General features: G+C 59.4%; 25 protein-coding genes. 12 read left to right on the top strand and 13 right to left on the bottom strand.

What is annotated here, in order from left to right:
• Positions 1-299 precede the first annotated feature (299 nt).
• The 3 genes from AC0IXA_RS07215 to AC0IXA_RS07205 all read left to right on the top strand — a co-directional run bounded on the left by AC0IXA_RS07215 (position 300) and on the right by AC0IXA_RS07205 (position 2,401).
• Positions 300-1,421, top strand: coding sequence for a beta-ketoacyl-ACP synthase III (locus AC0IXA_RS07215; RefSeq protein WP_076566474.1), 1,122 nt, complete (start codon positions 300-302; stop codon positions 1,419-1,421).
• A 135-nt stretch (positions 1,422-1,556) separates the two neighbouring features.
• Positions 1,557-2,168, top strand: coding sequence for an RNA polymerase sigma factor (locus AC0IXA_RS07210; protein WP_041478829.1), 612 nt, complete (start codon positions 1,557-1,559; stop codon positions 2,166-2,168).
• On the top strand, positions 2,162-2,401 hold the full coding sequence (locus AC0IXA_RS07205; RefSeq protein WP_341638742.1) for an anti-sigma factor family protein: 240 nt from the start codon (positions 2,162-2,164) through the stop codon (positions 2,399-2,401). Before AC0IXA_RS07210 ends, AC0IXA_RS07205 begins: the two co-directional genes overlap by 7 nt.
• A gap of 271 nt (positions 2,402-2,672) precedes the next feature.
• Here the strand turns inward: AC0IXA_RS07205 and AC0IXA_RS07200 are convergent, their stop codons facing one another.
• A complete protein-coding gene (locus AC0IXA_RS07200) occupies positions 2,673-3,995 on the bottom strand; it encodes a putative porin (RefSeq protein ID WP_471812352.1) in 1,323 nt (440 codons plus the stop codon).
• 281 nt (positions 3,996-4,276) lie between these two features.
• Here AC0IXA_RS07200 and AC0IXA_RS07195 point away from each other — a divergent pair, with 281 nt between their 5' ends.
• Positions 4,277-5,401: a GNAT family N-acetyltransferase gene (locus tag AC0IXA_RS07195; protein WP_130900120.1), complete on the top strand. Its 1,125-nt coding sequence runs from the start codon at positions 4,277-4,279 to the stop codon at positions 5,399-5,401.
• 125 nt (positions 5,402-5,526) lie between these two features.
• Here the strand turns inward: AC0IXA_RS07195 and AC0IXA_RS07190 are convergent, their stop codons facing one another.
• The 4 genes from AC0IXA_RS07190 to AC0IXA_RS07175 form a co-directional block, all read right to left on the bottom strand.
• Positions 5,527-7,359 (bottom strand): ABC transporter ATP-binding protein, encoded by a 1,833-nt coding sequence (locus tag AC0IXA_RS07190; RefSeq protein ID WP_471812350.1) that lies wholly within the window; start codon positions 7,357-7,359, stop codon positions 5,527-5,529.
• 88 nt (positions 7,360-7,447) lie between these two features.
• Entirely contained in the window at positions 7,448-8,005 is a 558-nt protein-coding gene (locus AC0IXA_RS07185; RefSeq protein ID WP_341638744.1) for a peptidylprolyl isomerase, read from the bottom strand.
• Positions 8,006-8,008: 3 nt separating this feature from the next.
• The gene (locus AC0IXA_RS07180) at positions 8,009-8,812 is read right to left on the bottom strand and encodes an alpha/beta fold hydrolase (protein ID WP_471812348.1); all 804 of its coding nucleotides are present in this window, start codon (positions 8,810-8,812) and stop codon (positions 8,009-8,011) included.
• 14 nt (positions 8,813-8,826) lie between these two features.
• The gene (locus AC0IXA_RS07175; RefSeq protein ID WP_016771199.1) at positions 8,827-9,750 is read right to left on the bottom strand and encodes a LysR family transcriptional regulator; all 924 of its coding nucleotides are present in this window, start codon (positions 9,748-9,750) and stop codon (positions 8,827-8,829) included.
• Between the two features lie 49 nt (positions 9,751-9,799).
• On the opposite strand from AC0IXA_RS07175, the gene AC0IXA_RS07170 reads away from it, so the two are divergent.
• From AC0IXA_RS07170 to AC0IXA_RS07160, 3 genes are all read left to right on the top strand, one after another.
• Entirely contained in the window at positions 9,800-10,114 is a 315-nt protein-coding gene (locus AC0IXA_RS07170) for a 3-phosphoglycerate kinase (protein WP_471812346.1), read from the top strand.
• A 232-nt stretch (positions 10,115-10,346) separates the two neighbouring features.
• Positions 10,347-10,946, top strand: a complete 600-nt coding sequence (locus tag AC0IXA_RS07165; protein ID WP_125917799.1) for an FMN-dependent NADH-azoreductase — start codon at positions 10,347-10,349, stop codon at positions 10,944-10,946.
• 327 nt (positions 10,947-11,273) lie between these two features.
• Positions 11,274-12,140 (top strand): carboxylate/amino acid/amine transporter, encoded by an 867-nt coding sequence (locus AC0IXA_RS07160; RefSeq protein WP_160768214.1) that lies wholly within the window; start codon positions 11,274-11,276, stop codon positions 12,138-12,140.
• Positions 12,141-12,246: 106 nt separating this feature from the next.
• Here the strand turns inward: AC0IXA_RS07160 and AC0IXA_RS07155 are convergent, their stop codons facing one another.
• Positions 12,247-13,545: a mechanosensitive ion channel family protein gene (locus tag AC0IXA_RS07155; protein ID WP_341638745.1), complete on the bottom strand. Its 1,299-nt coding sequence runs from the start codon at positions 13,543-13,545 to the stop codon at positions 12,247-12,249.
• A gap of 191 nt (positions 13,546-13,736) precedes the next feature.
• Here AC0IXA_RS07155 and AC0IXA_RS07150 point away from each other — a divergent pair, with 191 nt between their 5' ends.
• The gene (locus tag AC0IXA_RS07150) at positions 13,737-15,077 is read left to right on the top strand and encodes a DEAD/DEAH box helicase (protein ID WP_024012040.1); all 1,341 of its coding nucleotides are present in this window, start codon (positions 13,737-13,739) and stop codon (positions 15,075-15,077) included.
• 50 nt (positions 15,078-15,127) lie between these two features.
• On the opposite strand, the gene AC0IXA_RS07145 is transcribed toward AC0IXA_RS07150, so the two are convergent.
• The 3 genes from AC0IXA_RS07145 to AC0IXA_RS07135 form a co-directional block, all read right to left on the bottom strand.
• Entirely contained in the window at positions 15,128-15,403 is a 276-nt protein-coding gene (locus tag AC0IXA_RS07145; protein WP_039761007.1) for a hypothetical protein, read from the bottom strand.
• 103 nt (positions 15,404-15,506) lie between these two features.
• A complete protein-coding gene (locus tag AC0IXA_RS07140) occupies positions 15,507-15,680 on the bottom strand; it encodes a YhfG family protein (protein ID WP_110645024.1) in 174 nt (57 codons plus the stop codon).
• Positions 15,681-15,936: 256 nt separating this feature from the next.
• Positions 15,937-16,680 (bottom strand): DUF899 domain-containing protein, encoded by a 744-nt coding sequence (locus tag AC0IXA_RS07135; protein ID WP_471812343.1) that lies wholly within the window; start codon positions 16,678-16,680, stop codon positions 15,937-15,939.
• Positions 16,681-16,852: 172 nt separating this feature from the next.
• On the opposite strand from AC0IXA_RS07135, the gene AC0IXA_RS07130 reads away from it, so the two are divergent.
• Positions 16,853-17,245: a transcriptional regulator gene (locus tag AC0IXA_RS07130; protein ID WP_471812341.1), complete on the top strand. Its 393-nt coding sequence runs from the start codon at positions 16,853-16,855 to the stop codon at positions 17,243-17,245.
• Between the two features lie 122 nt (positions 17,246-17,367).
• Here the strand turns inward: AC0IXA_RS07130 and AC0IXA_RS07125 are convergent, their stop codons facing one another.
• From AC0IXA_RS07125 to AC0IXA_RS07115, 3 genes are all read right to left on the bottom strand, one after another.
• Positions 17,368-18,237, bottom strand: coding sequence for a DUF6279 family lipoprotein (locus tag AC0IXA_RS07125; RefSeq protein ID WP_471812339.1), 870 nt, complete (start codon positions 18,235-18,237; stop codon positions 17,368-17,370).
• A gap of 77 nt (positions 18,238-18,314) precedes the next feature.
• Entirely contained in the window at positions 18,315-19,031 is a 717-nt protein-coding gene (locus AC0IXA_RS07120) for a TorF family putative porin (protein ID WP_471812337.1), read from the bottom strand.
• A 203-nt stretch (positions 19,032-19,234) separates the two neighbouring features.
• Complete coding sequence (locus AC0IXA_RS07115) at positions 19,235-19,423, bottom strand: hypothetical protein (protein WP_016985943.1); 189 nt, start codon at positions 19,421-19,423, stop codon at positions 19,235-19,237.
• Positions 19,424-19,762: 339 nt separating this feature from the next.
• Here AC0IXA_RS07115 and AC0IXA_RS07110 point away from each other — a divergent pair, with 339 nt between their 5' ends.
• The 3 genes from AC0IXA_RS07110 to AC0IXA_RS07100 all read left to right on the top strand — a co-directional run bounded on the left by AC0IXA_RS07110 (position 19,763) and on the right by AC0IXA_RS07100 (position 22,219).
• Positions 19,763-20,599 carry a CvfB family protein gene (locus AC0IXA_RS07110; protein ID WP_016771157.1) on the top strand — a complete coding sequence of 279 codons (837 nt, stop codon included), beginning with the start codon at positions 19,763-19,765 and terminating at the stop codon, positions 20,597-20,599.
• 44 nt (positions 20,600-20,643) lie between these two features.
• Positions 20,644-21,036: a DUF2177 family protein gene (locus AC0IXA_RS07105; protein WP_263470620.1), complete on the top strand. Its 393-nt coding sequence runs from the start codon at positions 20,644-20,646 to the stop codon at positions 21,034-21,036.
• Between the two features lie 253 nt (positions 21,037-21,289).
• Positions 21,290-22,219: a DMT family transporter gene (locus AC0IXA_RS07100; protein ID WP_024012047.1), complete on the top strand. Its 930-nt coding sequence runs from the start codon at positions 21,290-21,292 to the stop codon at positions 22,217-22,219.
• On the opposite strand, the gene AC0IXA_RS07095 is transcribed toward AC0IXA_RS07100, so the two are convergent.
• Entirely contained in the window at positions 22,167-23,348 is a 1,182-nt protein-coding gene (locus tag AC0IXA_RS07095) for an MFS transporter (protein WP_471812334.1), read from the bottom strand. The genes AC0IXA_RS07100 and AC0IXA_RS07095 overlap by 53 nt on opposite strands.
• Positions 23,349-23,395 lie beyond the last annotated feature (47 nt).

Raw genomic sequence — 23,395 nt, 5'->3', positions numbered from 1 at the left:
AGTGACGCGGAGCGTCACGGGCTGCATTCCCACGCGGAGCGTGGGAACGATCATCAAAAGATCGCAGCCTTCGGCAGCTCCTGCAGGGATCGAGTTGAGCAGGAGAAAGGCGCCAAAATTCTGGGTTTATGGCAAACTTCGCCACCATAACCCGCCGTTTCGCGACCCAGAGCCTTCGGCCGTGTCGCGCTGCGGAATAAAACGATGCCAGGTTTGCGTCCCCCGGATGGGAATAGACCCTTTGCGTGTTGGTACGACGGTTCCAGCACTTTCTGCCTGAACAGATTAGAGAAACGACCATGCATAACGTCGTCATCAGCGGCACCGGCCTGTACACACCGGCCAACAGCATCTCCAACGAAGAGCTGGTGCAGTCTTTCAATACCTACGTCGCCCAGTTCAACGCCGATAACGCCGAGGCGATTGCCAGCGGTGAAGTCCAGGCCCTGACCGAATCCAGCGCCGCGTTCATCGAAAAGGCCTCGGGCATCAAGAGCCGCTTTGTCATGGACAAGGACGGCATCCTCGATCCGCAACGCATGGCCCCGCGCCTGCCCGAGCGTTCCAACGATGAATGGTCGGTGCTCTGCCAGATGGCCGTTGGCGCTGCCGAACAAGCCCTGCAACGAGCCGGCAAAACCGCCGCCGACATCGACGGCGTGATCGTCGCCTGTTCGAACCTGCAACGCGCTTACCCGGCCATCGCCATCGAAGTCCAGGAAGCGCTGGGCATTGAAGGTTTCGGTTTCGACATGAACGTGGCGTGTTCTTCGGCCACCTTTGGCATCCAGGCCGCCGCCAACAGCGTGCAACTGGGCCAGGCGCGGGCGATCCTGATGGTCAACCCGGAAGTCTGCACCGGGCACCTGAACTTCCGTGATCGCGACAGCCACTTCATCTTCGGTGATGCCGCGACTGCGGTGATCATCGAACGCGCGGATCTGGCGACCTCCGAGTACCAGTTCGACGTGGTCAGCACCAAATTGCTGACCAAGTTCTCCAACAACATCCGCAACAACTTCGGCTTCCTCAACCGAGCGGCGGAAGAGGGCATCGGTGCCCGCGACAAGCTGTTCGTGCAGGAAGGCCGCAAGGTGTTCAAGGATGTCTGCCCGATGGTCGCCGAACTGATTGGCGAGCACCTGGAAGAGAACCAGCTCAACGTCGGCGACGTGAAGCGATTCTGGCTGCACCAGGCCAACCTGAGCATGAACCACCTGATCGTGCGCAAGCTGCTCGGTCGCGAAGCCACCGAAGAAGAAGCCCCGGTGATTCTCGACAGCTACGCCAACACCAGCTCGGCCGGTTCGGTCATTGCCTTCCACAAATACCAGGATGATCTGGCCTCGGGTTCGCTGGCGGTGCTCAGCTCCTTCGGTGCCGGTTACTCGATTGGTAGCGTGTTGCTGCGCAAGCGCTGAAACAGGTTAATTTCCCCTTAATCGCGTCGATCTTTCCTACATCCGAAGCGATTGAAACGCTGTAATTTTTCGGACGTCGCGGCAGGTCAACACCTGCCGCGTTCATTTTCGAAGTCCGGACAAGGGGATTGATGGATGGCGGCTGACGACACCCAACTGCTCACGCGCTTGCTGGCGGGGGAGCAAAAGGCTTTCAAGGAACTGGTCACCACCTATCAGAGCGCCATGCGCGCGGTGGCTTACGCGATTGTCGGCCAGCGTCATGTCGAGGAAGTGGTGCAGGATGCCTGGCTGTCGGTGGTGCGTCATCTGGCCAGCTTCGAAGGCCGTTCCAGCCTCAAGACCTGGTTGCTGACCATCACCGCCAATTCGGCCAAGAGTCGCTACAAGCTCAATCGCCGGGAAGTCCTGCTCGACGACCTGCCATCGCCCCACGGCACCATCGGTGACGATCGATTTTCCTCGAGCGACGGTCATTGGCTGGTCGCGCCATTTGCCTGGCATCAGGACACCCCAGAGGCGCTGCTCACCGAAAACGAACTGCGCGAATGCCTCGAACACACGTTGCTGAGTCTGTCCGAGTTGCAGAGCAGTGTCCTGCTGTTGCGCGAACGCCAGGGCCTGGAGCTGGAAGAAATCTGTAATCTTCTGGAGATCTCGCTCTCCAATGTCCGCGTGCTGCTGCACCGGGCACGCTTGAAGGTCTTCGCGACCGTGGAACATTTTGAGGAGACAGGAGAATGTTGACCTGCAAGGAGCAAGTGGCACGATCCAGCGATTATCTCGATGGCCAACTGAGCTTTCGCGAGACGCTGATGGTGCGTCATCACCTGTTGTTCTGCCCCAATTGCCGGCGCTTCATGCGGCAGATGCGCGTGATGCAGGCAACCCTGAAGGCGCTGCCGGAAAAACCGGACGAGAACGTCGATGCCTTGGCTGAACGCCTGGCCGAGCAACGACGAAAAGACAACCCCCTGTAGGAGCTGTCGAGTGAAACGAGGCTGCGATCTTTTGATCTTGTTTTCAGGATCAAGATCAAAAGATCGCAGCCTTCAGCAGCTCCTACAGGGTTTTTTGCATCCTGCAGAGATAACTCGGTGCGGGTGAAACGAACGGATGATGGGGATCGCCCCGCCCGCACCGGAGTGGGGCAGCTTCAAGCTTCAAGCTGCAAGCAAAGGTATTCACACGCAGCTCTTGGCTTGTAGCTTGTAGCTTGTAGCTTGCAGCTTGCAGCTTGTAGCTGTTTTCTTAGAACTTCGCTTCAGCATCCAACTGCAGGGTGTTGGCATCTGCATCGCGCTGGCTGCGGCTGGCGAAGTCGGCCTTGGTCAGGAAGTACGTGGCGCCGACGGCGAAGTTCTTGTCGATGTCGTAACCGACCTTGAACTTGTGCCCGCGCGAACCGGTGGTGCCGTTGGCAAAGTCGGAGTCGGTGAAGGCGCCGACCACGGCGTTGCGCTGCACGTCGCGATAGTTGTAGTCGAGGTTGAAGCCGAAGACTTTCGACTTGGCGCCGAGCAACCATGCGGTGTCCTGATCGGTCACGGCATCGTTGTTCTTCACGTACTGGCCGTAGAACGACAGTGGCATTGGCAGGCCGCCGATCTCGATCTGGCTGAACCCTTCATACAGACGGAATTCGTTGTTCGCCGAGTTGCCGTTGACTGCCAGCGCGCACGGCGTCGAGGTGCCGGTGCAGCGGCTGTCATCGTCATTCTGGTAAGCGTAAACGCTGCCGCCGACGGTCATCTTCAGGTTGTCAGTGATGTTGAAACGGCTGCCCAATTGGCCAGCGGTCAGGCGCAGGTCGTGGCGGAATTGCACGCCGTCGCCGTCAACGTTGTCCTTGAGGTTGTAGTTACCCAGGCTGCCGAACAGTTCGGCGCTGCCGCCCAGTGGGTATTTGTAAGTAACGGCCAGACCTTCCGGGTTGATGTCGCTGTCCCAGATCACGTCGCCCATGCTTACCCATGGTTGCAGCATCTTGCCGCCGATCACGTGCAGGTTCTTGATCTGATCCGGGTGATAGTCGATGTAGCCGAGGTCGAGCCAGATCTGCTTCTTGTCGAAGTAGTTGTCCTGATCCTGGTTGGTCGAGCGCGCGTCGTCACCGCCGCCGGTGGCGATACGGATACCGGTGTCGACTTGCGGGTTGATCTCGGTATAGGCACCCAGACGCGCACGGATGCGCTGGCGGTCCTTGTCGCGGCCGCCGTTGTTCGGCTCGCCGTCGATCTTGATGGTTTCCTGGCGGATACGTACGTCGCCCTTGAACTGGGTCTTGGCCGCCCAGGCCAGTTTCTGATCGAACAGGCTCTGTTCGTTGGTCTTCTTCGCGACCGCCGCTACTTGTTCGTTGGTTTCCTGCTGCGCCTGTTGGGCGATTTGCTGAGCCTTCTGATCCTTGGCCAGTTCTGTTTGCAGCTCGATGTACTGCGCCTGGGAAATCGACCCGTTGGCCTTGAGCATGTCGAGCAGTTTGGCGTCGACTGCAGCACTGGCCGGAACGCTCATGGCCAGCAACAAGCCGCCGCACAGGGCCGCTGCAGTTTTCGTGGAAGCAAGACGCATAGCAATCTCCGAAGATGAAGGGGATGGCTGAACCATCCTGGGCACAACCGGCCTGAAGGCCGGAAAACTGTGTCCGGGTTAGAACCCGGCGCTCTAAAAACAGGCGCCAGTATCGCGATGGTTTATGACAGAGCGGTGGCACAGTGATGGCAGGTTGATGACGATGCGGATCAGGCGTGAACTATCGACCTAGAGCGCTGTCGGCCGATTGAGCGTGTGCAACGGGGTCGCGATCAGCGATACTCGCCGGGCTTTGTCGCCAAGCTGTGGAGTGCCAGTGAATGCCGTTGCAACGCCTGCAAGACCTGTCAGAAATCGCCCCGGCAAGCTGGGATGCGCTGGTGCCGGACAACCAGCCGTTCCTGCGCCACGCCTTCCTCAGCGCGCTGGAAGACAGCGGCAGTGTCGGCCCGCATACAGGCTGGCAGCCCGAACATTTACTGCACATCGAAGATGATCGACTGATCGCCGCACTGCCCAGTTATCGCAAGTGGCATTCCTACGGCGAGTACGTCTTCGATCACGGCTGGGCCGATGCCTGCGCCCGCGCCGGCATTGATTACTACCCCAAACTCCTGACTGCCGTGCCCTTCAGTCCGGTCAGCGGCCCGCGCTTGCTTGCGGCAACAGTGGAGGACGGTTTCGAACTGCTGAAAAGTCTGCCCGGCTATTTGCAGATCGAAGAGCTCTCCAGCGCGCACATCAATTTCACTGATCCGTTTACCGATGCGGCGATGGCCGAGCAACCGGGCTGGCTGCAGCGCATCGGCTGTCAATATCACTGGCAGAACCGTGAGTACCGCGATTTTCAGGACTTCCTCGACGCCCTCAGCTCTCGCAAGCGCAAGCAGATGCGCAAGGAACGCGAGCAGGTGGCGGGGCAGGGCTTTGAGTTCGAGTGGTTGGAGGGGCGTGAGCTGGGCGAGGCGCAGTGGGATTTCGTGTACGCCTGCTATGCCAACACTTATGCGGTGCGGCGTCAGGCGCCATATCTGACGCGCGAGTTCTTCAGTCTGCTGGCTGAACGCATGCCCGAAGCGATTCGCGTGGTCTTGGCCAAACAGGGCTCACGGCCGGTGGCGATGGCGTTCAGCCTGGTCGGTGGCGACAGTTTCTACGGGCGTTATTGGGGCTGCCTGGCCGAGTTTGATCGGCTGCATTTCGAGACGTGTTTCTACCAGGGCATGGATTACGCGATTGCCCAAGGCATTCAGCGTTTCGATGCCGGGGCACAGGGCGAGCATAAGTTGATTCGCGGCTTCGAACCGGTGATCACCCATTCCTGGCATTACCTGCGCCATCCGGGGCTGAAAGCGGCGGTGAAGGATTTCCTCCAGCAGGAGCGCGCCGGGGTTCTGGCCTATGCCGAAGAGGCCCGGACAGCGTTGCCCTATCGCCAAACCTAGTTCCAGATCCCCTGTGGGAGCGAGCCTGCTCGCGAAAGCGTCGGGTCAGTTGACGAATTTGTCGCTGATCCATCGCATTCGCGAGCAGGCTCGCTCCCACAGTTTTTTCACCGCACCGCCAGGCATCAATCGATACCGACAAAGCCTCCGGTCTGGTGCGCCCACAACCGTGCATACAAACTACGATGGGCGAGCAGTTCGGCGTGGGTGCCGCTCTCGGCGATCTTGCCGTTTTCCAGCACCACGAGGCGATCCATGCGCGCGATGGTCGAGAGACGGTGGGCGATGGCGATCACGGTTTTGCCCTGCATCAAGGTCTCGAGGCTTTCCTGAATCGCCGCTTCGACTTCCGAATCCAGTGCCGAGGTGGCTTCGTCCATGATCAGGATCGGCGCGTCCTTGAGCAGCACCCGCGCAATCGCGATGCGCTGGCGCTGACCGCCCGACAATTTCACCCCGCGCTCGCCGACATGCGCATCGAAACCGCTGCGGCCTTCAGCGTCGGACAGCAGTGGAATGAACTCATCGGCGCGAGCCTTGTGCACCGCCTCCCACAGTTCGGCGTCGGTGGCGTCGGGTTTGCCGTAGAGCAAGTTGTCACGGATCGAACGGTGCAGCAGCGAGGTGTCCTGCGTGATCATGCCGATCCGCGCGCGCAGGCTTTCCTGGCCGACTTCGGCAATGTTCTGCCCATCGATCAGGATGCGCCCGCCCTCGACGTCGTACAGGCGCAGCAACAGGTTGACCAGGGTCGATTTGCCGGCGCCGGACGGGCCGATCAAGCCGATTTTCTCCCCTGGTTTTATCGTCAGATTGAGGTCGCCGATGATGCCTCTCTTCTTGCCGTAGTGAAAATCCACGTGCTCGAAACGCACTTCGCCCGAGGCCACGGCCAGCGGTTTGGCCTGCTCGCGGTCGGTGACGCTGACCGGTTGCGAGATGGTGCGCAGACCGTCCTGGACCATGCCGATGTTTTCGAAAATGCCGGTGACCACCCACATGATCCAGCCGGACATGTTGACGATACGAATCACCAGGCCGGTGGCCAGGGCAATCGCGCCGACGGTGATCAGCGACTGCGTCCACAGCCACAACGCCAGCGCCGTGGTGCCGACGATCAGCAGGCCGTTCATGGTAGTGATCGCCACGTCCATGCTGGTCACCACGCGACCGGCCATTTGCGCTTTGACGGTCTGTTCTTCGATGGCTTCCTTGGCGTAGTGCTGTTCGAAGTTGGTATGGGCGAACAGTTTCAGCGTGGCGATGTTGGTGTAGCCATCGACGATACGGCCCATCAGTTTCGAGCGCGCGTCAGAGGCTTCCACCGAACGCTCTTTCACGCGCGGCACGAAGTAATACAGCGCGCCGATGTAAGCGACGATCCAGGTCAGCAACGGGATCATCAGGCGCCAGTCGGCCTCGGCGAACAGCACCAGCGAACTGATCGCATAGATCACCACGTGCCACAGCGCGTCGACCGCTTGCACGGCAGAATCGCGCAGCGAGTTGCCGGTCTGCATGATGCGCTGGGCGATGCGCCCGGCGAAGTCGTTCTGGAAGAAATTCAGGCTCTGCTTGAGCACGTAGCTGTGGTTCTGCCAGCGGATCATGCTGGTCATGCCCGGGCTCAGGGTCTGATGCACCAGCAGGTCGTGCAGGGCAAAGAAGATCGGTCGCAGCACCAGAGCGACCACCAGCATCCAGGTCAATTCGAGGGCGTGGTCGCTGAAGAAATTCGGGTTGGGCGTGCCTTGGGCCAGATCGATGATGCGGCTCAGGTAGCTGAACAACGCTACTTCGATCAACGAGGCAAACAGGCCGATAACAAGCAGGGCAGCGAAACTCGGCCAGACCTGCTTCAGGTAATAGACGTAGAAGGGCCAGACGCGGTCCGGCGGGGACGCCGTCGGGGCGTCGCGGAAGATATCGATCAGTTGTTCGAAACGGCGATAGAGCATCAGATAACCGCCCGGAGCACGGGCTCTCCTTTTATCGGTGTGAGCGGCGCGGGATCAGGCCAGCGCCGCTCGATACGCCCTGTACAGCTTAGTCGATGACTTTGGCCGACTTGATGAATACAGGGTCGGCAGGTACGTCTTTCATGCCGCTTTTGATGGTGGTCGGCGAGTTGACGATGATGTCGACAACGTCCATGCCTTTGACCACTTTGCCGAATACTGCGTAGCCGTCGCCCTGGTCGAGAAAGTCGTTGTCCTTGACGTTGATGAAGAACTGGCTGGTCGCCGAATCAGGTACAGAGGTGCGGGCCATGGACAGTGTGCCACGGACGTTATGCAGGCCGTTTTTGGACTCGTTCTTGATCGGGGCCTTGGTTTCCTTTTGCTGCATCTGTTGAGTGAAACCGCCGCCCTGGACCATAAAGCCCGGGATCACACGGTGGAAAATCGTGTTGTTGTAGAAGCCGCTGTTCACGTAATCCAGAAAGTTCTTGGTGCTGATCGGCGCCTTGACCGGATCCAGTTCGATTTCGATCTGGCCGTTGGTGGTGTCCAGCAGAACGTGCGGTGCCTTGGCCGGCGTGGCAGCCATCAGGTTGGCAGCAAACAGCACGGTACCAGCGGCGAGGGCGAGTTTTTTCAGCATGGGTCAGTGATCCTGAGAGTGAAGGTCGGCTGTGGCGAGAAAATCCAGCAGCGTGTGATTGAAGCGTTCGGGTTGATCGAGCGGGGTGGCATGGCGCGAATCGGCGATGACCACCAGCCGCGCATCCGGCAGCAGTTTTACATAGGTTTCTTTCAGCGCAACCGGTGTGTAGTCACGGTCGGCCGTGACGATGAGCGTTGGACAGGACACCCGGGAAAGTCGTTCCTGAACGCCCCAGCCCACGATCGCATCGAAGCTGGCGAGATAAGCACGTTTGTCGTTTTTTGCCCAGCGTTCGGCCATTTTCCGTCGCAGATCGGCCTGTTCCGGCTTGGGGAAAAGTTTGCTGCCGAGGGCTTTTCCGATGGTTTCCAGGTTGAGCAGGCGCATCAGGCTCCAGCGTTTGAACCACTGCCAATAATCATCGCGGCTGCGCAATTTGACCTGTGGTGCGCTGTTGACGATGGTCAGGCTCTTGAGCACCTGCGGCTGATCGACGGCCAGTTGAAAACCGATCATCCCGCCCATCGACAGCCCGACATAGTGCACCGGGCCGAGGCGCAGGTGTTCGATCAACGCGAGCAGATCCGCGCTGAACCCGGCGATGCTGTAGCGCTCGCGGGGTTTGTCCGAGCGCCCGTGGCCGCGAATGTCCGGGACGATCACCCGGTAGTGCGCGGCCAGCGCGGGGATCTGCATTTCCCAGTCCAGGGTGCTCGAGCCGAGCCCGTGAACCAGTAGCAACGGCGCGCCGTGGCCATATTCCTCGTAGTGCAGGTTGCAACCTTCGTGCTCGAAATACGCCATCGGTGAACTCCGTGTCAGGCTTGTTCAGGTGCGGCAAACGGTGCGTCCAGCGGCAAGGTGTCGAAGGTGCGCAACAATTCAATAAGGATTTGCGTGGCCGGGCCCAGGGGTTTGTCCTTGTTCGAATACAGATAGAAACTCGAATTGCGGCTGCCGCCTCGGTCCAACGGTAGCAGCTTGAGCGAACCATCCTTGAGTTCGCGGTCGATCATGTGCCGCGGTAGCCAGGCAAAGCCCAGGCCGCTGCTGACAAAGGTCGCGGCGGTGGCGAGGCTGCCGACGGTCCAGCGCTGTTCGGCGCCGAGCCAGCCGACATCGCGCGGCTGCTGGCGGCCGGAGTCGCGGATCACCACTTGCATCTGGGTTTCCAGGTCCTGAAAGCTCAACTCGCGGTTGAGCCGATGCAGCGGGTGATCAGGGTGGGCAACGGCGACAAACTCGACATCGCTCAACTCCGCACCCAGGTAGCCCGGAATGCTCAGGCCGGTGATGGCCAGATCCGCCACGCCTTCGAGCAGCACTTCCTCGACCCCCGACAACACTTCCTCGCGCAGACGCACGCGGCAGCCGCGACTCTGCGGCATGAACGCGGTCAGGGCGCGGACGATCCGCGCGCTCGGGTAGGCCGCATCCACCACCAGCCGCACTTCCGCTTCCCAGCCTTGCTCCATGTGATGGGCGAGGTCTTCGAGTTGGCTGGCCTGTTTGACCAATTGCCGCGAACGGCGCAGCAACACGCCGCCGGCCTCGGTGAGCACGGCTTTGCGCCCGTCGATGCGCAGCAACGGCACACCGAGCTGATCCTGCATGCGGGCGACGGTGTAGCTCACCGACGATTGCGAACGGTGCAGGGCCTCGGCGGCCTGGGCGAATCCGCCGTGGTCGACCACGGCCTGCAACGTTCGCCATTGATCAAGGGTCACGCGGGGCGCTTTCATCAATAGCTCCTCTTGTCCTAAGCTGGCCGTCCCTCATGGAGACTGCCGAATGAAAAAATTCTGTTGTGTGGTGCTGGCGCTACTGCCGTTGACCGCGTTTGCCTATCCGATCGATGTGCAAAAGGATCTCAACGGCATGAAGATCGACTACGAGACTTACGACACGGACAACGACATCGGCTCGATCCGCGTGGCCAACTACGGTGATGTCGACGCGACCTGCCGTGCGGTGTTCAGCAACGGCCCGGAAGCACCACGCACGCGCAGCATCGATGTCCCGGCCGGCAAGCATAAAAACGCCACGGCCAAGTTCATCCGCGAGATCATCAAGCTGCGCATCAAACTGACCTGCACCCCGAAATAACGCTATTACCCTGTGGGAGCGAGCCTGCTCGCTAAGACGGAGTGTCATCCAGAGATGCTGTGACTGACATTCCGCTTTCGCGAGCAGGCTCGCTCCCACAGGGGATATGGGTCTAGCTTATAAACGAATTTATCGATGGGTTACAGCGGATATTTGCGCTTTTTCATCGATTCAGCTCTGTTTAACCTTCACTCCATCGACTTACAACATATTCGGATGGAGGCTACACACCATGTCCCGCGTTCTGATCATCGAAAGCAGTGCCCGCCAGCAAGACTCGGTTTCCCGTCAATTGACCCAGACCTTCATCGCTCAGTGGAAAGCCGCGCACCCTGCCGATCAGATCACCGTGCGTGACCTCGCCGCGAACCCGGTGCCGCATCTGGACGCCAACTTGCTCGGTGGCTGGATGAAACCCGCCGAGCAGCGCAACGACAGCGAACAGGCGTCGCTGGACCGCTCCAACCAATTGACTGATGAGCTGCTTGCCGCCGACGTGCTGGTGCTGGCGGCACCGATGTACAACTTTGCCATCCCCAGCACGCTAAAGGCCTGGCTGGATCATGTGCTGCGCGCCGGGGTGACCTTCAAGTACACCGAAACCGGTCCGCAAGGTCTGCTCAACGGCAAGCGCGCCTTTGTCCTGACTGCTCGCGGTGGTGTGTATGCCGGTGGCCCGGCGGATCATCAGGAACCGTACCTGCGTCAGGTGATGGGTTTCATCGGGATTAACGACGTGACCTTTATCCATGCTGAGGGCATGAACCTGGGCGGTGACTTCCAGGAGAAGGGCCTGAATCAGGCCAACGCCAAACTGTCTCAGGTCGCTTGATCGGTTAATCGCCAGATAATCGCTGGATGGTCTAGTGACCTGGCGCAACCCCTTCAAGGTTCCACGCGCATCGAACCTCCCTTTGCACTTTTGCTCCTGAGTGCTGTAGCCCGATTGAACGCTTTAGCGAGATCGGGCTTTTTTTTGCCTGCGATATTTTCTGCTTCAAACAATCCCTCTGTAGGAGCTGCCGCAGGCTGCGATCTTTTGATTTAAAAAAACAAGATCAAAAGATCGCAGCCTGCGGCAGCTCCTACATGGGGATTTGTGTTGGTTCCAGAAAGTAAAAACCGCTATCGTCGCCGCCATTCGATTTTCGAGGCGAGCATGGGCTATCTACTTTTTGTCACGCTGATCCAGGCGTTTTCCTTCAGTCTGATCGGCGAATACCTGGCTGGGCATGTCGACAGTTACTTCGCGGTGCTGGTGCGCGTTGTGCTGGCGGGGCTGGTGTTTATACCGTTGACACGCTGGCGTTCGGTGGAGCCGGCGTTCATGCGTGGCATGTTGCTGATCGGCGCGTTGCAGTTCGGGGTGACTTACGTCTGCCTGTACCTGAGCTTTCGTGTGCTGACGGTGCCGGAGGTGTTGCTGTTCACCATTCTTACGCCGCTGCATGTGACGTTGATCGAAGACGCGCTGAACCGTCGCTTTAATCCGTGGGCATTGGTTGCTGCGCTGGTGGCAGTCGGCGGTGCGGCGGTGATTCGCTTCGACAGCATCAGTCCCGACTTTTTCATGGGCTTTCTGCTGCTGCAACTGGCCAACTTCACCTACGCCGCCGGGCAAGTGCTGTACAAGCATCTGGTGGCGAAGCATCCGAGCGATCTGCCGCATTACCGCCGCTTCGGTTATTTCTACCTCGGTGCATTGGCGGTTGTGCTGCCAGCGTTCCTGTTGTTCGGCAAGTCGAACTTCCTGCCGGAAGCGCCGCTGCAATGGGCGGTGTTGCTATTCCTCGGTCTGGTGTCGACGGCGCTGGGCCTGTACTGGTGGAACAAGGGCGCGTGCATGGTCAACGGCGGTACCCTGGCGGTGATGAACAACCTGCATGTGCCGGTGGGGCTGCTGTTGAATCTGCTGATCTGGAATCAGCATGAGGAACTGGGGCGGTTGTTCCTTGGCGGGGGTGTGATTCTGGCCGCTGTGTGGATCAGCCGGTTGGGCATCCGCAGATCCCCCGCCGCCGCATAACCCCTGTGGGAGCGAGCCTGCTCGCGAAGGCGCTGGGTCAGATAAGTATGGGTCGACTGACACATTGCATTCGCGAGCAGGCTCGCTCCCACATTGGATTTTTGGGTTACATCAGGTGTTTTTCCGGCTCCGGAATACTCGCCGAGCCCAACACCGCTGGCAGCAACCCGGCGCGCAAATCACCACCACTCGGCTGCTGATACAGGCTCAGCCCGAACTCCGGCAGCACCGCCAGCAGGTAATCGAAAATATCCCCCTGAATCCGCTCGTAATCGGCCCACACCGTGGTGCGGGTGAAGCAGTAGATTTCCAGCGGAATGCCCTGCGCGGTGGTTTGCATCTGCCGGACCATGCAGGTCATGTTCGGCTGAATCTCCGGATGGCTCTTCAGATACGCCAGTGCGTAGGCGCGGAAGGTGCCGATGTTGGTCATGCGGCGGCGGTTGGCCGACATGGCTGCGACATTGCCCTGCGCTTCGTTCCAGGCTTTGAGCTCGGCTTTCTTGCGGCCCATGTAGTCGGTCAGCAGGTGCACCTGAGAGAGCTTTTCTTCCTCGTCGTCGCGGATGAAGCGCACGCCGCTGGCATCGATGAACAGGCTGCGTTTGATCCGCCGACCGCCGGACTGCTGCATGCCGCGCCAGTTCTTGAACGACTCGGACATCAGCCGCCAGGTCGGGATCGAGACGATCGTCTTGTCGAAGTTCTGCACTTTGACCGTGTGCAGCGTGATGTCGACCACGTCGCCATCGGCGCCGACTTGTGGCATTTCGATCCAGTCGCCGACGCGCAGCATGTCGTTGCTGGTCAGCTGCACGCTGGCGACGAACGACAGCAGCGTGTCCTTGTAAACCAACAGGATCACCGCCGACATCGCACCCAGACCCGACAGCAGCAGCAGCGGCGAGCGGTCGATCAGGGTGGCGACGATGATGATCGCGCCGAACACGTACAAGACCATCTTCGCCAGTTGCACGTAGCCTTTGATCGAGCGTGTACGCGCATGCTCGGTGCGCGCGTAGATGTCGAGCAGGGCGTTGAGCAGGGCGCTGACCGCCAGCAGCAGGAACAGAATGGTGAAGGCCAGCGCGACGTTGCCGAGGAAATTCATCGCGTTTTTGCTCAGCTCCGGCACCAGGTGCAGGCCGAACTGGATCACCAGCGACGGCGTCATCTGCGCCAGTCGTTGAAACACCTTGTTGTGGCGAAAATCGTTGATCCAGTGCAGCGCCGGCTGGCGGCCGAGCATGCGGCTGGCGTGCAGGATCAGGTATCGCGCCACTCGTCCGAGCACCAGCGCAATGACCAGCAGCACCAGCAGCGCCAGTCCCGATTGCAGAAGTGGGTGCTCTTCGAGCGTGCCCCAGAGGCCTTGGGCTTTGAGCCAGAGCTGTTTGATATCCATAAGCGAAACGTTTCTTCTGTAAGACGCGAGGGCCGATTAGAGCATTTAAGACGCTGTGTATTGCTGCGAGTGACAAATCGGGCAACAAAAAAACCACTGATTGTCGGCGTTTGCACAAAGAAACTCGGCCTGAGCGCTCGAAACCGGTAACCTATGCAGCTGTTTTTTTGCATATCTTCGAGGTAGCACCCGTGTTTTCCCAATTCGCCCTGCACGAACGCCTGCTTAAAGCTGTGGCCGAGCTGAAATTTGTCGAGCCAACGCCTGTGCAAGCCGCGGCCATTCCGCTGGCGCTCCAGGGGCGTGATCTGCGGGTGACGGCGCAAACCGGTAGCGGCAAAACCGCCGCTTTCGTCTTGCCGATCCTCAATCGCCTGATCGGCCCGGCGAAGATCCGCGTCAGCATCAAGACGCTGATCCTGCTGCCGACCCGTGAACTGGCCCAGCAGACTTTGAAGGAAGTCGAACGCTTCTCGCAGTTCACCTTCATCAAGTCCGGCCTGATCACTGGCGGCGAAGACTTCAAGGTGCAGGCCGCCATGTTGCGCAAAGTGCCGGACATCCTCATTGGCACCCCGGGGCGGATGATCGAGCAACTCAATGCCGGCAACCTCGACCTGAAAGAAGTCGAAGTGCTGGTGCTCGACGAAGCCGACCGCATGCTCGACATGGGTTTCGCCGAAGACGTGCAGCGTCTGGTCGATGAGTGCCCGAACCGTCAGCAGACCATGCTGTTCTCCGCCACCACCGGCGGTTCCGGTTTGCGCGAAATGATCGCCAAGGTCCTGAACAACCCGGAGCACTTGCAACTCAACGCGGTCAGCCAGCTCAACTCGACGACTCGTCAGCAAATCATCACCGCCGACCACAATCAGCACAAAGAGCAGATTGTGAACTGGCTGCTGGCCAACGAGACCTACCAGAAGGCCATCGTCTTCACCAACACCCGCGCCATGGCCGACCGCATCTACGGCCGCCTCGTGGCTCAGGAATACAAAGCGTTCGTGCTGCACGGCGAGAAAGACCAGAAGGATCGCAAACTGGCGATCGATCGCCTGAAGCAGGGCGGCGTGAAGATCCTCGTCGCTACCGACGTTGCAGCCCGTGGTCTGGACGTCGACGGTCTGGATCTGGTGATCAACTTCGACATGCCACGCAGCGGCGACGAATACGTGCACCGCATCGGTCGTACCGGCCGCGCCGGCAACGATGGTCTGGCGATCTCGCTGATCTGCCACGGCGACTGGAACCTGATGTCGAGCATCGAGCGCTACCTCAAGCAGAGCTTCGAGCGCCGCACGATCAAGGAAGTCAAAGGCACCTACGGCGGCCCTAAAAAGGTCAAGGCTTCGGGTAAAGCGGTTGGTGTGAAGAAGAAAAAGACCGACGCCAAGGGCGACAAGAAAAAAACCGCCGCCAAGACACCAACCAAGCGCAAGAGCGTCAACCGTCCGAAGCCGGATTCTCTGGTGAGCAGCGACGGCATGGCCCCGCTCAAGCGTCGCAAGCCAGCTGAACCTGCGGCTGAGTAAGCTTTAGACCGCGCATAAAAAAACCGGACATTGTCCGGTTTTTTTTCGCCTCAACTGTCGGCCTTTTTCTCCGCCGAACCCAGTTCCTTCAAACGCTGATCGATCAACTGGCACTTGTCCGGCAGATCCGCACTGGCCGTGCCCAGATCCATTTTCTGCAGCTCGGCGTTAATCTCCTTGGCTTTTTCCGGATTCTGCTCGGTGAGCTTGGAGACTTCCTTGGCCAGTTGTTCGCGTTTGATCGTCGCCTCTTCCGGCGTGCAAGCCCAGACGGGCAGGGCGCAGGCAAGGGTGGCGGCGAGGGAGAGCTTGATCAGGGTTTTCATGGGCAGGCCTCAGTTCCGGTTAAGGCGGGTTGAACGGTTGAGGGCTGAAGCGTGATGAAAGTTCAGTAAGCTTCGCAGCAGGAGTGCGGATCAAAGTCCACAGCTACGTTTCAGCTAATTGCAAGATAGCTTTCAACGCGGCCTCTCGCGTCGGCAGCTTGATCTCGCCTTCACAAGCAGACGGAACGAAACCTTCAAGACGCAAACTCGCTGCGAAGTTGGCTTTGCGATGCTTGGCAAACCAGATTTTTTTGGTTTCTAAACTGAGCTTTTGCATTGGCGCCTGTCCATGTCAGATCCTCGTATTATAGCGGACGCACATCCGCAGAGCCCTGTTGGCTTAATACGGCACAAACGATACAGCGTTGAACAACATTTCGACGTGCGTGCCAAATTCCCAACCAGACATTGTTCTCCTTGGGAGCGAGCCTGCTCGCGAAACAGGCGACACGTTAGCACCGCCTTGTCGTGTAATCGTTTTTCGCGAGCAGGCTCGCTCCCACAGGTCCTCGTGTGTTTTCTCCACAGTGAACTCAAGACCGCTGCTCACCCTGACAGCAACCCGACTTCGGCGCACCGTCATAGCGATCATGATGCCGAACCCATTCCATGATCTCGTCTTCATTCCTGCCCTTGGGCGTGAGATCCAGATAGTGGTAAGCACCAACCAGCATGTCCAGACCGCGCGCGTATGTGGAATAGGTGTGGAAAATCTCGCCTTCGTCATTGCGATAAAACACGCTCAGCCCCGGCATTTCTTCCTCGGCGCTGTCGGTTTTTTCGTAGTTGTAGGTAGCCTTTCCCGCCGCGACGTCCTCAGCCCGGGCGCAGACGCCGAAGTCGTAATTGAAATCGCAACCTTCTGACGAGACCCAAGCGAATTTCCAGCCCATGCGCTGTTTGAATGCCTGAAATTCGTCGAACGGCGCGTGGGAAACGGCTACGACCGCAACATCGTGATGGGCCAGGTGCTGGTTGGCGCCATCAATGTGGTCACTGAGGAACGAGCAGCCCTGGCAGCCCTGCTCCCAGCCTTTGGCGAACATGAAATGGTAGATGATCAACTGGCTGTTGTTGCCAAACAGGTCGTTGAGCTTGAGCTCGCCGTTCGGCCCTTGAAAATGATAGTCCTTGTCGACTTTCACCCAAGGCAGGGCGCGGCGCTCGGCGCTGAGGCGATCGCGTTCCCGGGTGAAGGCTTTTTCGCGGGCCAGATGCTGCTGGCGGGCGGCGAGCCATTCTTCGCGTGATACCACCGGATGGTTTGTAATGTTCATGACGATGTCTCCTGCGGGTTGAACCGGCTGTTTCAGCCTAGTCGTTCATCGTGCGGGTTAATCGACAGCCGCCGGTCGGTCGGGTCCGGAAATACTGCTGAACGGCTGCGCAGCGCTTCGGTCACAACCTTGAAAGCGGCACAAAATCACCCGCACCGGAGGTTGGATCAGGATGACGAAATATAACTGGGATTTGATTGAACGTTTGCTGCATGAAGTGCAGAACAGCGCTGGCCACAGCTTCGCTCCCCGCGCTTATGCCGAAGACCATGCGGCCGAGAAAGCCAGCGCCGGCGAGCCGATCGACAATCTCGATCACTTGAAAACCCTGGCCTGTGATTATGAAAAGCTCTTGCTGGAGCGCGGATTCATCGAGCCGCGGCCGGATCACGAGGGTAGTACTGGCAACAACTTCATTCTTACCCCCCGCGGCTCCAGCCTGCTGAGCCTGATCGACAGCAGCATCCCCGGCAACGACCATCCGCGTCAGGTGCTGGATGAGCAAGAGGATGCGCTGGATGAGGTGACGTTTGATGAAGTCGCCTCAAAGGCTCAAATCGCCTGAGCCAGTGAAATCCGCCCTGTGGGAGCGAGCCTGCTCGCGAATACGGTCTGTCAGTGACATTTGATCTGTCTGATTTTCCGCCTTCGCGAGCAAGCTCGCTCCCACATTGGATTCCAGTGATTTCAAGGTTTGTGCGCGGCCTTCAGGCACTTCAGGTCATTGAAGTCCTTGCGCACTCCCTCGATTTTCTTCAACAACCGCTCACGCTGTTGCGGCGTGCTCTCGGCCATCAAGTCGACAAACAGCGAGCGCGCCTGGGCTTCGGTGTTGGCGTAGGCCTTGCGGTAATCCGCTGTCCATAAGCGCTCGCGGTTGACCAGAAGTGTCTCGATGCGTTGTGGGAATTCCGCGCTTTGGCGTTGCGCAACGGCGGCGCTGAACTGTTGCTGCCAGTGCGCGCGGTTGGCGATCCATTGGGTGTTCTGGTCGCCCAAGGCGTTGGTCCAGGCCACGACGCGTTGTTTCTGCGTGTCACTCAGCGGGCCTAGCCAATCGTTCAAGCGTTTTTCCATGCGCTCGCCGCGTTCCTTGATCTGCTGGGCCAGCGGCGGTTTGACGTATTCCTGCTGGCGTTTGCGCAAATCCTTGGCAAACGCGTCGTTCATTTCCGCGACCTGTTTATCGTCCAGGCCTTGCAGCAGCTCGATGGCCGAAGGGGTGATTTCCCGGGCGGTGTCGGCGATGGCCTGCTTGGCTTCGGCGGTGCGTTCCTGCAGGGCGTCGTCGGTGACCTGATTGCTTTCGACCATGGCCTGTAAACGGTCCAGCCAATCGAGGTAGCCCGGTAATTGCGTGGTGCAGTGCCAGCTCAGGTGTTCCTTGAGACGTTCGTTGAACCAGTCTTTCTGCTCGCCGTTCATGTCCACGTAATCGCTCAGCGACCACGGGATAATCACGTCGAGGTTGCGGTAGGCCAGGCCAACGCGGCTGCAAGCGCCGAGGGCGAGGGTGAAGATCAGCAGGGCGGCAATCTGTTTGAACCAGCGAGACATGGGCAAATCCTTGCGAGAGCCTGGCGTCGGAAATCTGATTCTTATGTGATGCAGGATGCGCGCGGCAGTTCAGCCGATCAATAGAACGTGCGTACAGCCTTGAGGGTGACGAGGCCGTCGCACTCGCTGTTGTGCCCGGAATAGGCCGAGCAATCACTGCCGCTGAGGCTGGAATCGCTGTAGATCAGGTCAAGATCGACGCCCATGAAAGGCCGCGACAGTTTCACCGACCAATCAGTGAAACTGCTGATGTAACCGCCGTCCACCGCCGCCGGTGTATTCAACTGGTGCGTGGTGTATTTCATGCTCACGCCAATGCCGAACGGCTGATTGCCAGTGAGGTCGGCAAACAAGGTGTTGTTCTGTTTATCCGGGTCGTTGCTCAGGGCAATGCCAAAGCGACTACCGAGCAGAGTCAGGCCACCAAACAGCTCCTGGCTGTCGAGGGTGTCCACGCGGGGATAGCTGTAATGGATCATCCCGACTTCATAGCCGAGCACCTGATCGAACGGCTGCTTGAAGCCGACGTAGGAATCGATCTCGAGGTTCTTGCCCGGGCTGATGCCCATGCTCGGCGCGTACTGGCCGAAATACACGCCGCTGTCGTGGCTCAGATCAAGGCCGCCGTGGAACGAGCCGACCGCCGCCGGTTTGACCAGACCCTGGGCCATGCTGCGGCTGGGCGTAGTGCCGAGCTTGAGATCGAAGTCGCCCAGTTCACCCTGAAAAACCTGCGCGTGCGCGGTCGTGCCTGACAGCAGGCTGACGAACAATAAACAGGAAAATGAGCGCATGCGTCACTCCATGAACCGCGAGCGCAGGGCGAAGGCCTGCTGAAACGCTTGATCTAGACGCGTGCAAGGATACCGGCGAATACCCTGCATTGATGGCCGTTCGTCGATTTTCGGGAATTTTTGTTTAAAGCTAAGGGGTGTTGCGCGGTGCCAGTCCAGGCGCTTCGAAGCTCAAAGCGCCTCTGGACGGGGTGAAACCGGTGTTACTTCTTGCCCAGGCTGATCTGCTTGGACGGGCCGAATGTCTGGCCACTGACGCCTTTGGCAATTTGCTGGATCTCGCCGCCTGACTTGAGGAATGCTGCGATCTGATCGTTGATCGATTCGCTGGTTTCAACGGCTGGAGCTGGCTTTGCTTTGCTGGTGGATGCTTTTACACGCATGGCGGCCATTAACCTTTAGAAAAGTAACTCGGCCAGGCATCGTACAGGAATAACTTGACAATAGCTTGGTAAATATCCCCCGGATTAACCAACCGTAACGCTGCATTATTACCGGCCGCCCACTCGTAATAAGCCGCTAACCTGCTGTTTTAAATAAGAACATTTAATTGAAATGAGGCCAATCAGCCCAGCAGTGAAGCGTCGGGCCGGACTGACGAGCGGCACCCCGCAGGGTAGTGATCAAGCAAAATCAACAGGTTGACGCAGATTTTCCGCTGCGAGGATCTGTCGCCCGACGTCTGCGGCAAAAACGGGTAGAATGCCGCCCACGTATTGAGGGTTTCGGAAATGGCTTTAGTCGGGCGTTACAACAGTTTGCAAGTGGTTAAACACACTAACTTCGGTTTATATCTGGACGGCGGTGCCGACGGCGAAATTCTTTTGCCCAACCGTTATATCCCCAAAGATATTCCCAGCGAAGATGAAGACTGGCTCAACGTATTCATCTATCTGGACAGCGAAGACAAACTTCTCGCCACCACGGAAAAGCCCAAAGTTCAGGTCGGCGAGTTTGCCAGCCTGAAAGTGGTTGAAGTCAACAGCATCGGCGTGTTCCTCGACTGGGGCCTGCCGAAAGATCTGTTGCTGCCGTACTCGGAAGAAAAGCGCCAGATGACCGCTGGCGAGTACTGCGTAGTGCACGTCTACCTCGACAAACACACGCGCCGCATCACCGCCACCGCGCGCCTCGATCGTTACCTGGACAAGACCCCGGCCACCTACAGCCCGGGCCAGGAAGTTGATCTGCTGGTAGCCGAAGCCACCGACATGGGCTTCAAGGCGATCATCAACAACAAGCACTGGGGCCTGATCCACAAGAACGAGATCTTCAAGTTCATGCGTTCGGGCATGCGCGAGAAAGGCTTCATCAAGGAAGTGCGCGCCGACGGCAAGATCAGCCTGAGCCTGCAACCGGTGGGTCAGGAAGCGGCGAGCAGCCTGAGTTCGAAGATCCTCGGCAAGTTGCGCGAAAACGACGGCACCCTGGCGGTCAGTGACAAGAGTGATCCGGCACTGATCAGCAGCCTGTTCGGCGTCAGCAAGGGCAACTTCAAGAAAGCCATCGGTTCGCTGTACAAGGAAGGCAAGATCGTCATTCACGCCGATCGCATTGAACTAACCTGAGCCTTGAGTGGCCCATGTTGCAGGCCACACAAGAGGTTGGATCGATGAAGAAGGCGCTGATCGCTTACGTCGCAACGCTGCTGACGTTTCTGCTGCTCGATGGCATCTGGCTCGGGCTGCTGATGGCGCCGACCTATCGCGAACTGCTCGGTTCGCTGATGCTGGATAAACCGCTGCTGTTGCCCGCAGCGGTTTTTTATTGCCTGTACGTTATTGGCTGCGTGGTGTTCGTGGTGTTGCCGGCGCTGAGCTGGCAGAGGGCGGCGAAGCTGGGTGCGCTGTTGGGGCTGGTGGCCTACGGCACTTATGACCTGACCAACTGGGCAACCTTGCGCGACTGGTCGGTGCAGGTGAGTTTGATGGATTGGGCGTGGGGGACAGTGGCGACTGCAGTTGCTTGCACGGTGGGCTATTTGATGGCGAAGCGATTCACGTGAGCTGATTCGGCAGTTGTGTTGGCAATGCTGGCCTCTTCGCGAGCAGGCTCGCTCCCACGTGTTCACCGAACCCTCTGTGGGAGCGAGCCTGCTCGCGAATGACGGCGCAGCCGTCAACCATTCAGCGCTGACGCCACTGACCAACTTAATGTCTTTTCCAGACGGCTTTTTCTGCGCATCTGATCGATAATCCCCGACACTGTTTTCTGACCATTGGATGGCCTGCCATGTTGTGTGTGTTCGAGGTGTTGCGGTGAGTGCCGAGCGGCGCAATGCCGACGGTTTTGCCCTGCAAGTGATGATCGGCCTGTGCCTGATCTGGGGTGTGCAGCAAGTTCTGATCAAGTGGGCGGCAACGGACATCGCGCCGGTGATGCAAGCGGCGGGGCGCTCAGGAATTTCTGCGTTACTGGTCGGTTTGCTGATCTGCTGGAAGGGCGGTTGGGATCAGGTCGGCAGCACCTGGCGCGGCGGCTTGCTGGCCGGTGCGCTGTTTGGTCTGGAGTTCCTGTTCATCGCCGAAGGCCTGCAACTGACCACCGCCGCGCATATGTCGGTGTTCCTGTATACAGCGCCGATCTTCACCGCGCTCGGCGTGCATTTCCTGCTGGCCAGCGAGCGTTTGCGCCCGTTGCAATGGCTGGGGATTCTGCTGGCGTTCATCGGCATCGCGATTGCCTTCGCCGGTGGTGTGTCGTGGGACAACCTTGATCGGCGCATGCTGCTGGGCGATGCCTTCGGCGTATTGGCCGGCGCCTGTTGGGGCGCGACCACCGTGGTGGTGCGCGCCTCGCGACTGTCGGAAGCGCCGGTGACATTGACCCTGTTCTATCAGTTGCTGGTCGGTTTCCTCGGTCTGCTGTTGATCGCGTTGTTCAGCGGCCAGATCACCCACGTCAGCCTGACTACCGTGGCGGTGGCCAGTGTGCTGTTCCAAGGGCTGGTGGTGTCGTTCTTCAGCTACCTGGTGTGGTTCTGGCTGCTGCGCCGTTATCTGGCGGCCAACCTTGCGGTGTTCTCGTTCATGACGCCGTTGTTCGGCGTGACCTTCGGCGTGCTGCTGCTCGGCGAACAGTTGAGCCTGAACTTCGTCATCGGCGCCGTGCTGGTGCTGCTCGGCATCACTTTCGTCAGCGCCGAACAGTGGCTGCGTCGGCGTTTGCGCAAGGCGCTGGGCCAGTAGCCCTGGCCTGCATCGCCAGCGCGCCGGCCAGTAACAGGCCGGCGCCGGCGATCAGCAGCGCTGGCTGCAATCCGCCGCTGGAATGGCTGCTCAGCGCCGCCAGCAGCGGGCCGCTCAGCTGGCCGACGGCGAAGCACGCCGTGAGCATCCCGGCGTTGCGCTGAGTGGCGTCGGGCGCCAGCTCTCGCGAACGCTGCATGACCAGTTGCATGCAGGCCAGAAACGGCGTGCCGCAGAGGATCACCCCCAACGCCAGGCCAACGCCGCTGCCCAGCAGGCAGGCGAACACTCCGGCCGCTTGCAGCCACAACGTCGCCATCAGCCAGTGCCGAGTGGTTTCGGGATCATGCCGGCGCAGGCTCACCAGCCACACACCGAGCGCCGCGCCGAGGCCGAAGCACGGCCAGAACAGATCCGCCTGCCACTGGCCGTGAAACTGCGCATTGGCCATCTGCGACAGGAACGTTGCCGGAATGATGTAGCCGATGCCGTACAGTGCATACACCAGTGCCAGTCGGCCAATGCCTCGATTCGCTGAAGTCGCCGGGGTGATCGCCGTCTTCGTTGCCGCCGTGGGCTGCGGCAATAATTGCCAGACGCCGAGCATCATCAGCAGCGCGGCGGCCGCGTAAATCAGCCACAGGGTTGCCGATGTCTGCTGCAAGCGGTGTGAGACCAGCGCCAGCAAGCCTGTGAGAAAAATCCCCAGACCCGGCCCGGCAAAAACCAGAGCACCCCAGCGCGGGCGACCCGCTGCCGCCGCCAGCGGTTGACTGAGCGAAGTAATCATCACCAGCACCCAGGCACTCGCCACTCCGGTACCAAAGCGCAACAGCAAGTGCGACCAGAAACCGTTGGCCCAGAACGACGCCAGGGTCAGCAGCACGCACAGCCATAGCCCGCCATGCAGGCGACGCTGCACCTGCTGCGGCCGTTGGGCGAACATCGCATCCACGGCACCGAGCAGATAGCCGAAGTAGTTGGCCGCCGCGATCAGCCCGGCGGCGGTGAGGTCGATCTGCCCTTCGCTGAGCAGGTTCGGCATCTGTGGCGTCAGGGCGAAACGGCCAATGCCCATGGCCATCATCAGGGCAACGAAACAGGCGGATAAACGTATCAGCGGCGACATGGTCGGGCTTCCTTCAAAGCAGCAATGACCGTCAGGCTAGGTTCGAT

It is taken from the genome of Pseudomonas sp. AC083 (assembly GCF_979253165.1).
This window is presented reverse-complemented; position numbering and strand designations above follow the sequence as displayed.

Bases quoted from the DNA above. Each gene is read 5' to 3' on its own strand.
- AC0IXA_RS07210 (WP_041478829.1), top strand. From the start codon at position 1,557: ATGGCGGCTGACGACACCCAACTGCTCACGCGCTTGCTGGCGGGGGAG.
- AC0IXA_RS07120 (WP_471812337.1), bottom strand. From the start codon at position 19,031: ATGCGCTCATTTTCCTGTTTATTGTTCGTCAGCCTGCTGTCAGGCACG.
- AC0IXA_RS07125 (WP_471812339.1), bottom strand. From the start codon at position 18,237: ATGTCTCGCTGGTTCAAACAGATTGCCGCCCTGCTGATCTTCACCCTC.
- AC0IXA_RS07215 (WP_076566474.1), top strand. From the start codon at position 300: ATGCATAACGTCGTCATCAGCGGCACCGGCCTGTACACACCGGCCAAC.
- AC0IXA_RS07110 (WP_016771157.1), top strand. From the start codon at position 19,763: ATGGCTTTAGTCGGGCGTTACAACAGTTTGCAAGTGGTTAAACACACT.
- AC0IXA_RS07160 (WP_160768214.1), top strand. From the start codon at position 11,274: ATGGGCTATCTACTTTTTGTCACGCTGATCCAGGCGTTTTCCTTCAGT.
- AC0IXA_RS07195 (WP_130900120.1), top strand. From the start codon at position 4,277: ATGCCGTTGCAACGCCTGCAAGACCTGTCAGAAATCGCCCCGGCAAGC.
- AC0IXA_RS07170 (WP_471812346.1), top strand. From the start codon at position 9,800: ATGAAAAAATTCTGTTGTGTGGTGCTGGCGCTACTGCCGTTGACCGCG.
- AC0IXA_RS07130 (WP_471812341.1), top strand. From the start codon at position 16,853: ATGACGAAATATAACTGGGATTTGATTGAACGTTTGCTGCATGAAGTG.
- AC0IXA_RS07145 (WP_039761007.1), bottom strand. From the start codon at position 15,403: ATGAAAACCCTGATCAAGCTCTCCCTCGCCGCCACCCTTGCCTGCGCC.
- AC0IXA_RS07095 (WP_471812334.1), bottom strand. From the start codon at position 23,348: ATGTCGCCGCTGATACGTTTATCCGCCTGTTTCGTTGCCCTGATGATG.
- AC0IXA_RS07115 (WP_016985943.1), bottom strand. From the start codon at position 19,423: ATGGCCGCCATGCGTGTAAAAGCATCCACCAGCAAAGCAAAGCCAGCT.
- AC0IXA_RS07185 (WP_341638744.1), bottom strand. From the start codon at position 8,005: ATGCTGAAAAAACTCGCCCTCGCCGCTGGTACCGTGCTGTTTGCTGCC.
- AC0IXA_RS07175 (WP_016771199.1), bottom strand. From the start codon at position 9,750: ATGAAAGCGCCCCGCGTGACCCTTGATCAATGGCGAACGTTGCAGGCC.
- AC0IXA_RS07165 (WP_125917799.1), top strand. From the start codon at position 10,347: ATGTCCCGCGTTCTGATCATCGAAAGCAGTGCCCGCCAGCAAGACTCG.
- AC0IXA_RS07205 (WP_341638742.1), top strand. From the start codon at position 2,162: ATGTTGACCTGCAAGGAGCAAGTGGCACGATCCAGCGATTATCTCGAT.
- AC0IXA_RS07105 (WP_263470620.1), top strand. From the start codon at position 20,644: ATGAAGAAGGCGCTGATCGCTTACGTCGCAACGCTGCTGACGTTTCTG.
- AC0IXA_RS07135 (WP_471812343.1), bottom strand. From the start codon at position 16,680: ATGAACATTACAAACCATCCGGTGGTATCACGCGAAGAATGGCTCGCC.
- AC0IXA_RS07180 (WP_471812348.1), bottom strand. From the start codon at position 8,812: ATGGCGTATTTCGAGCACGAAGGTTGCAACCTGCACTACGAGGAATAT.
- AC0IXA_RS07200 (WP_471812352.1), bottom strand. From the start codon at position 3,995: ATGCGTCTTGCTTCCACGAAAACTGCAGCGGCCCTGTGCGGCGGCTTG.
- AC0IXA_RS07190 (WP_471812350.1), bottom strand. From the start codon at position 7,359: ATGCTCTATCGCCGTTTCGAACAACTGATCGATATCTTCCGCGACGCC.
- AC0IXA_RS07140 (WP_110645024.1), bottom strand. From the start codon at position 15,680: ATGCAAAAGCTCAGTTTAGAAACCAAAAAAATCTGGTTTGCCAAGCAT.
- AC0IXA_RS07155 (WP_341638745.1), bottom strand. From the start codon at position 13,545: ATGGATATCAAACAGCTCTGGCTCAAAGCCCAAGGCCTCTGGGGCACG.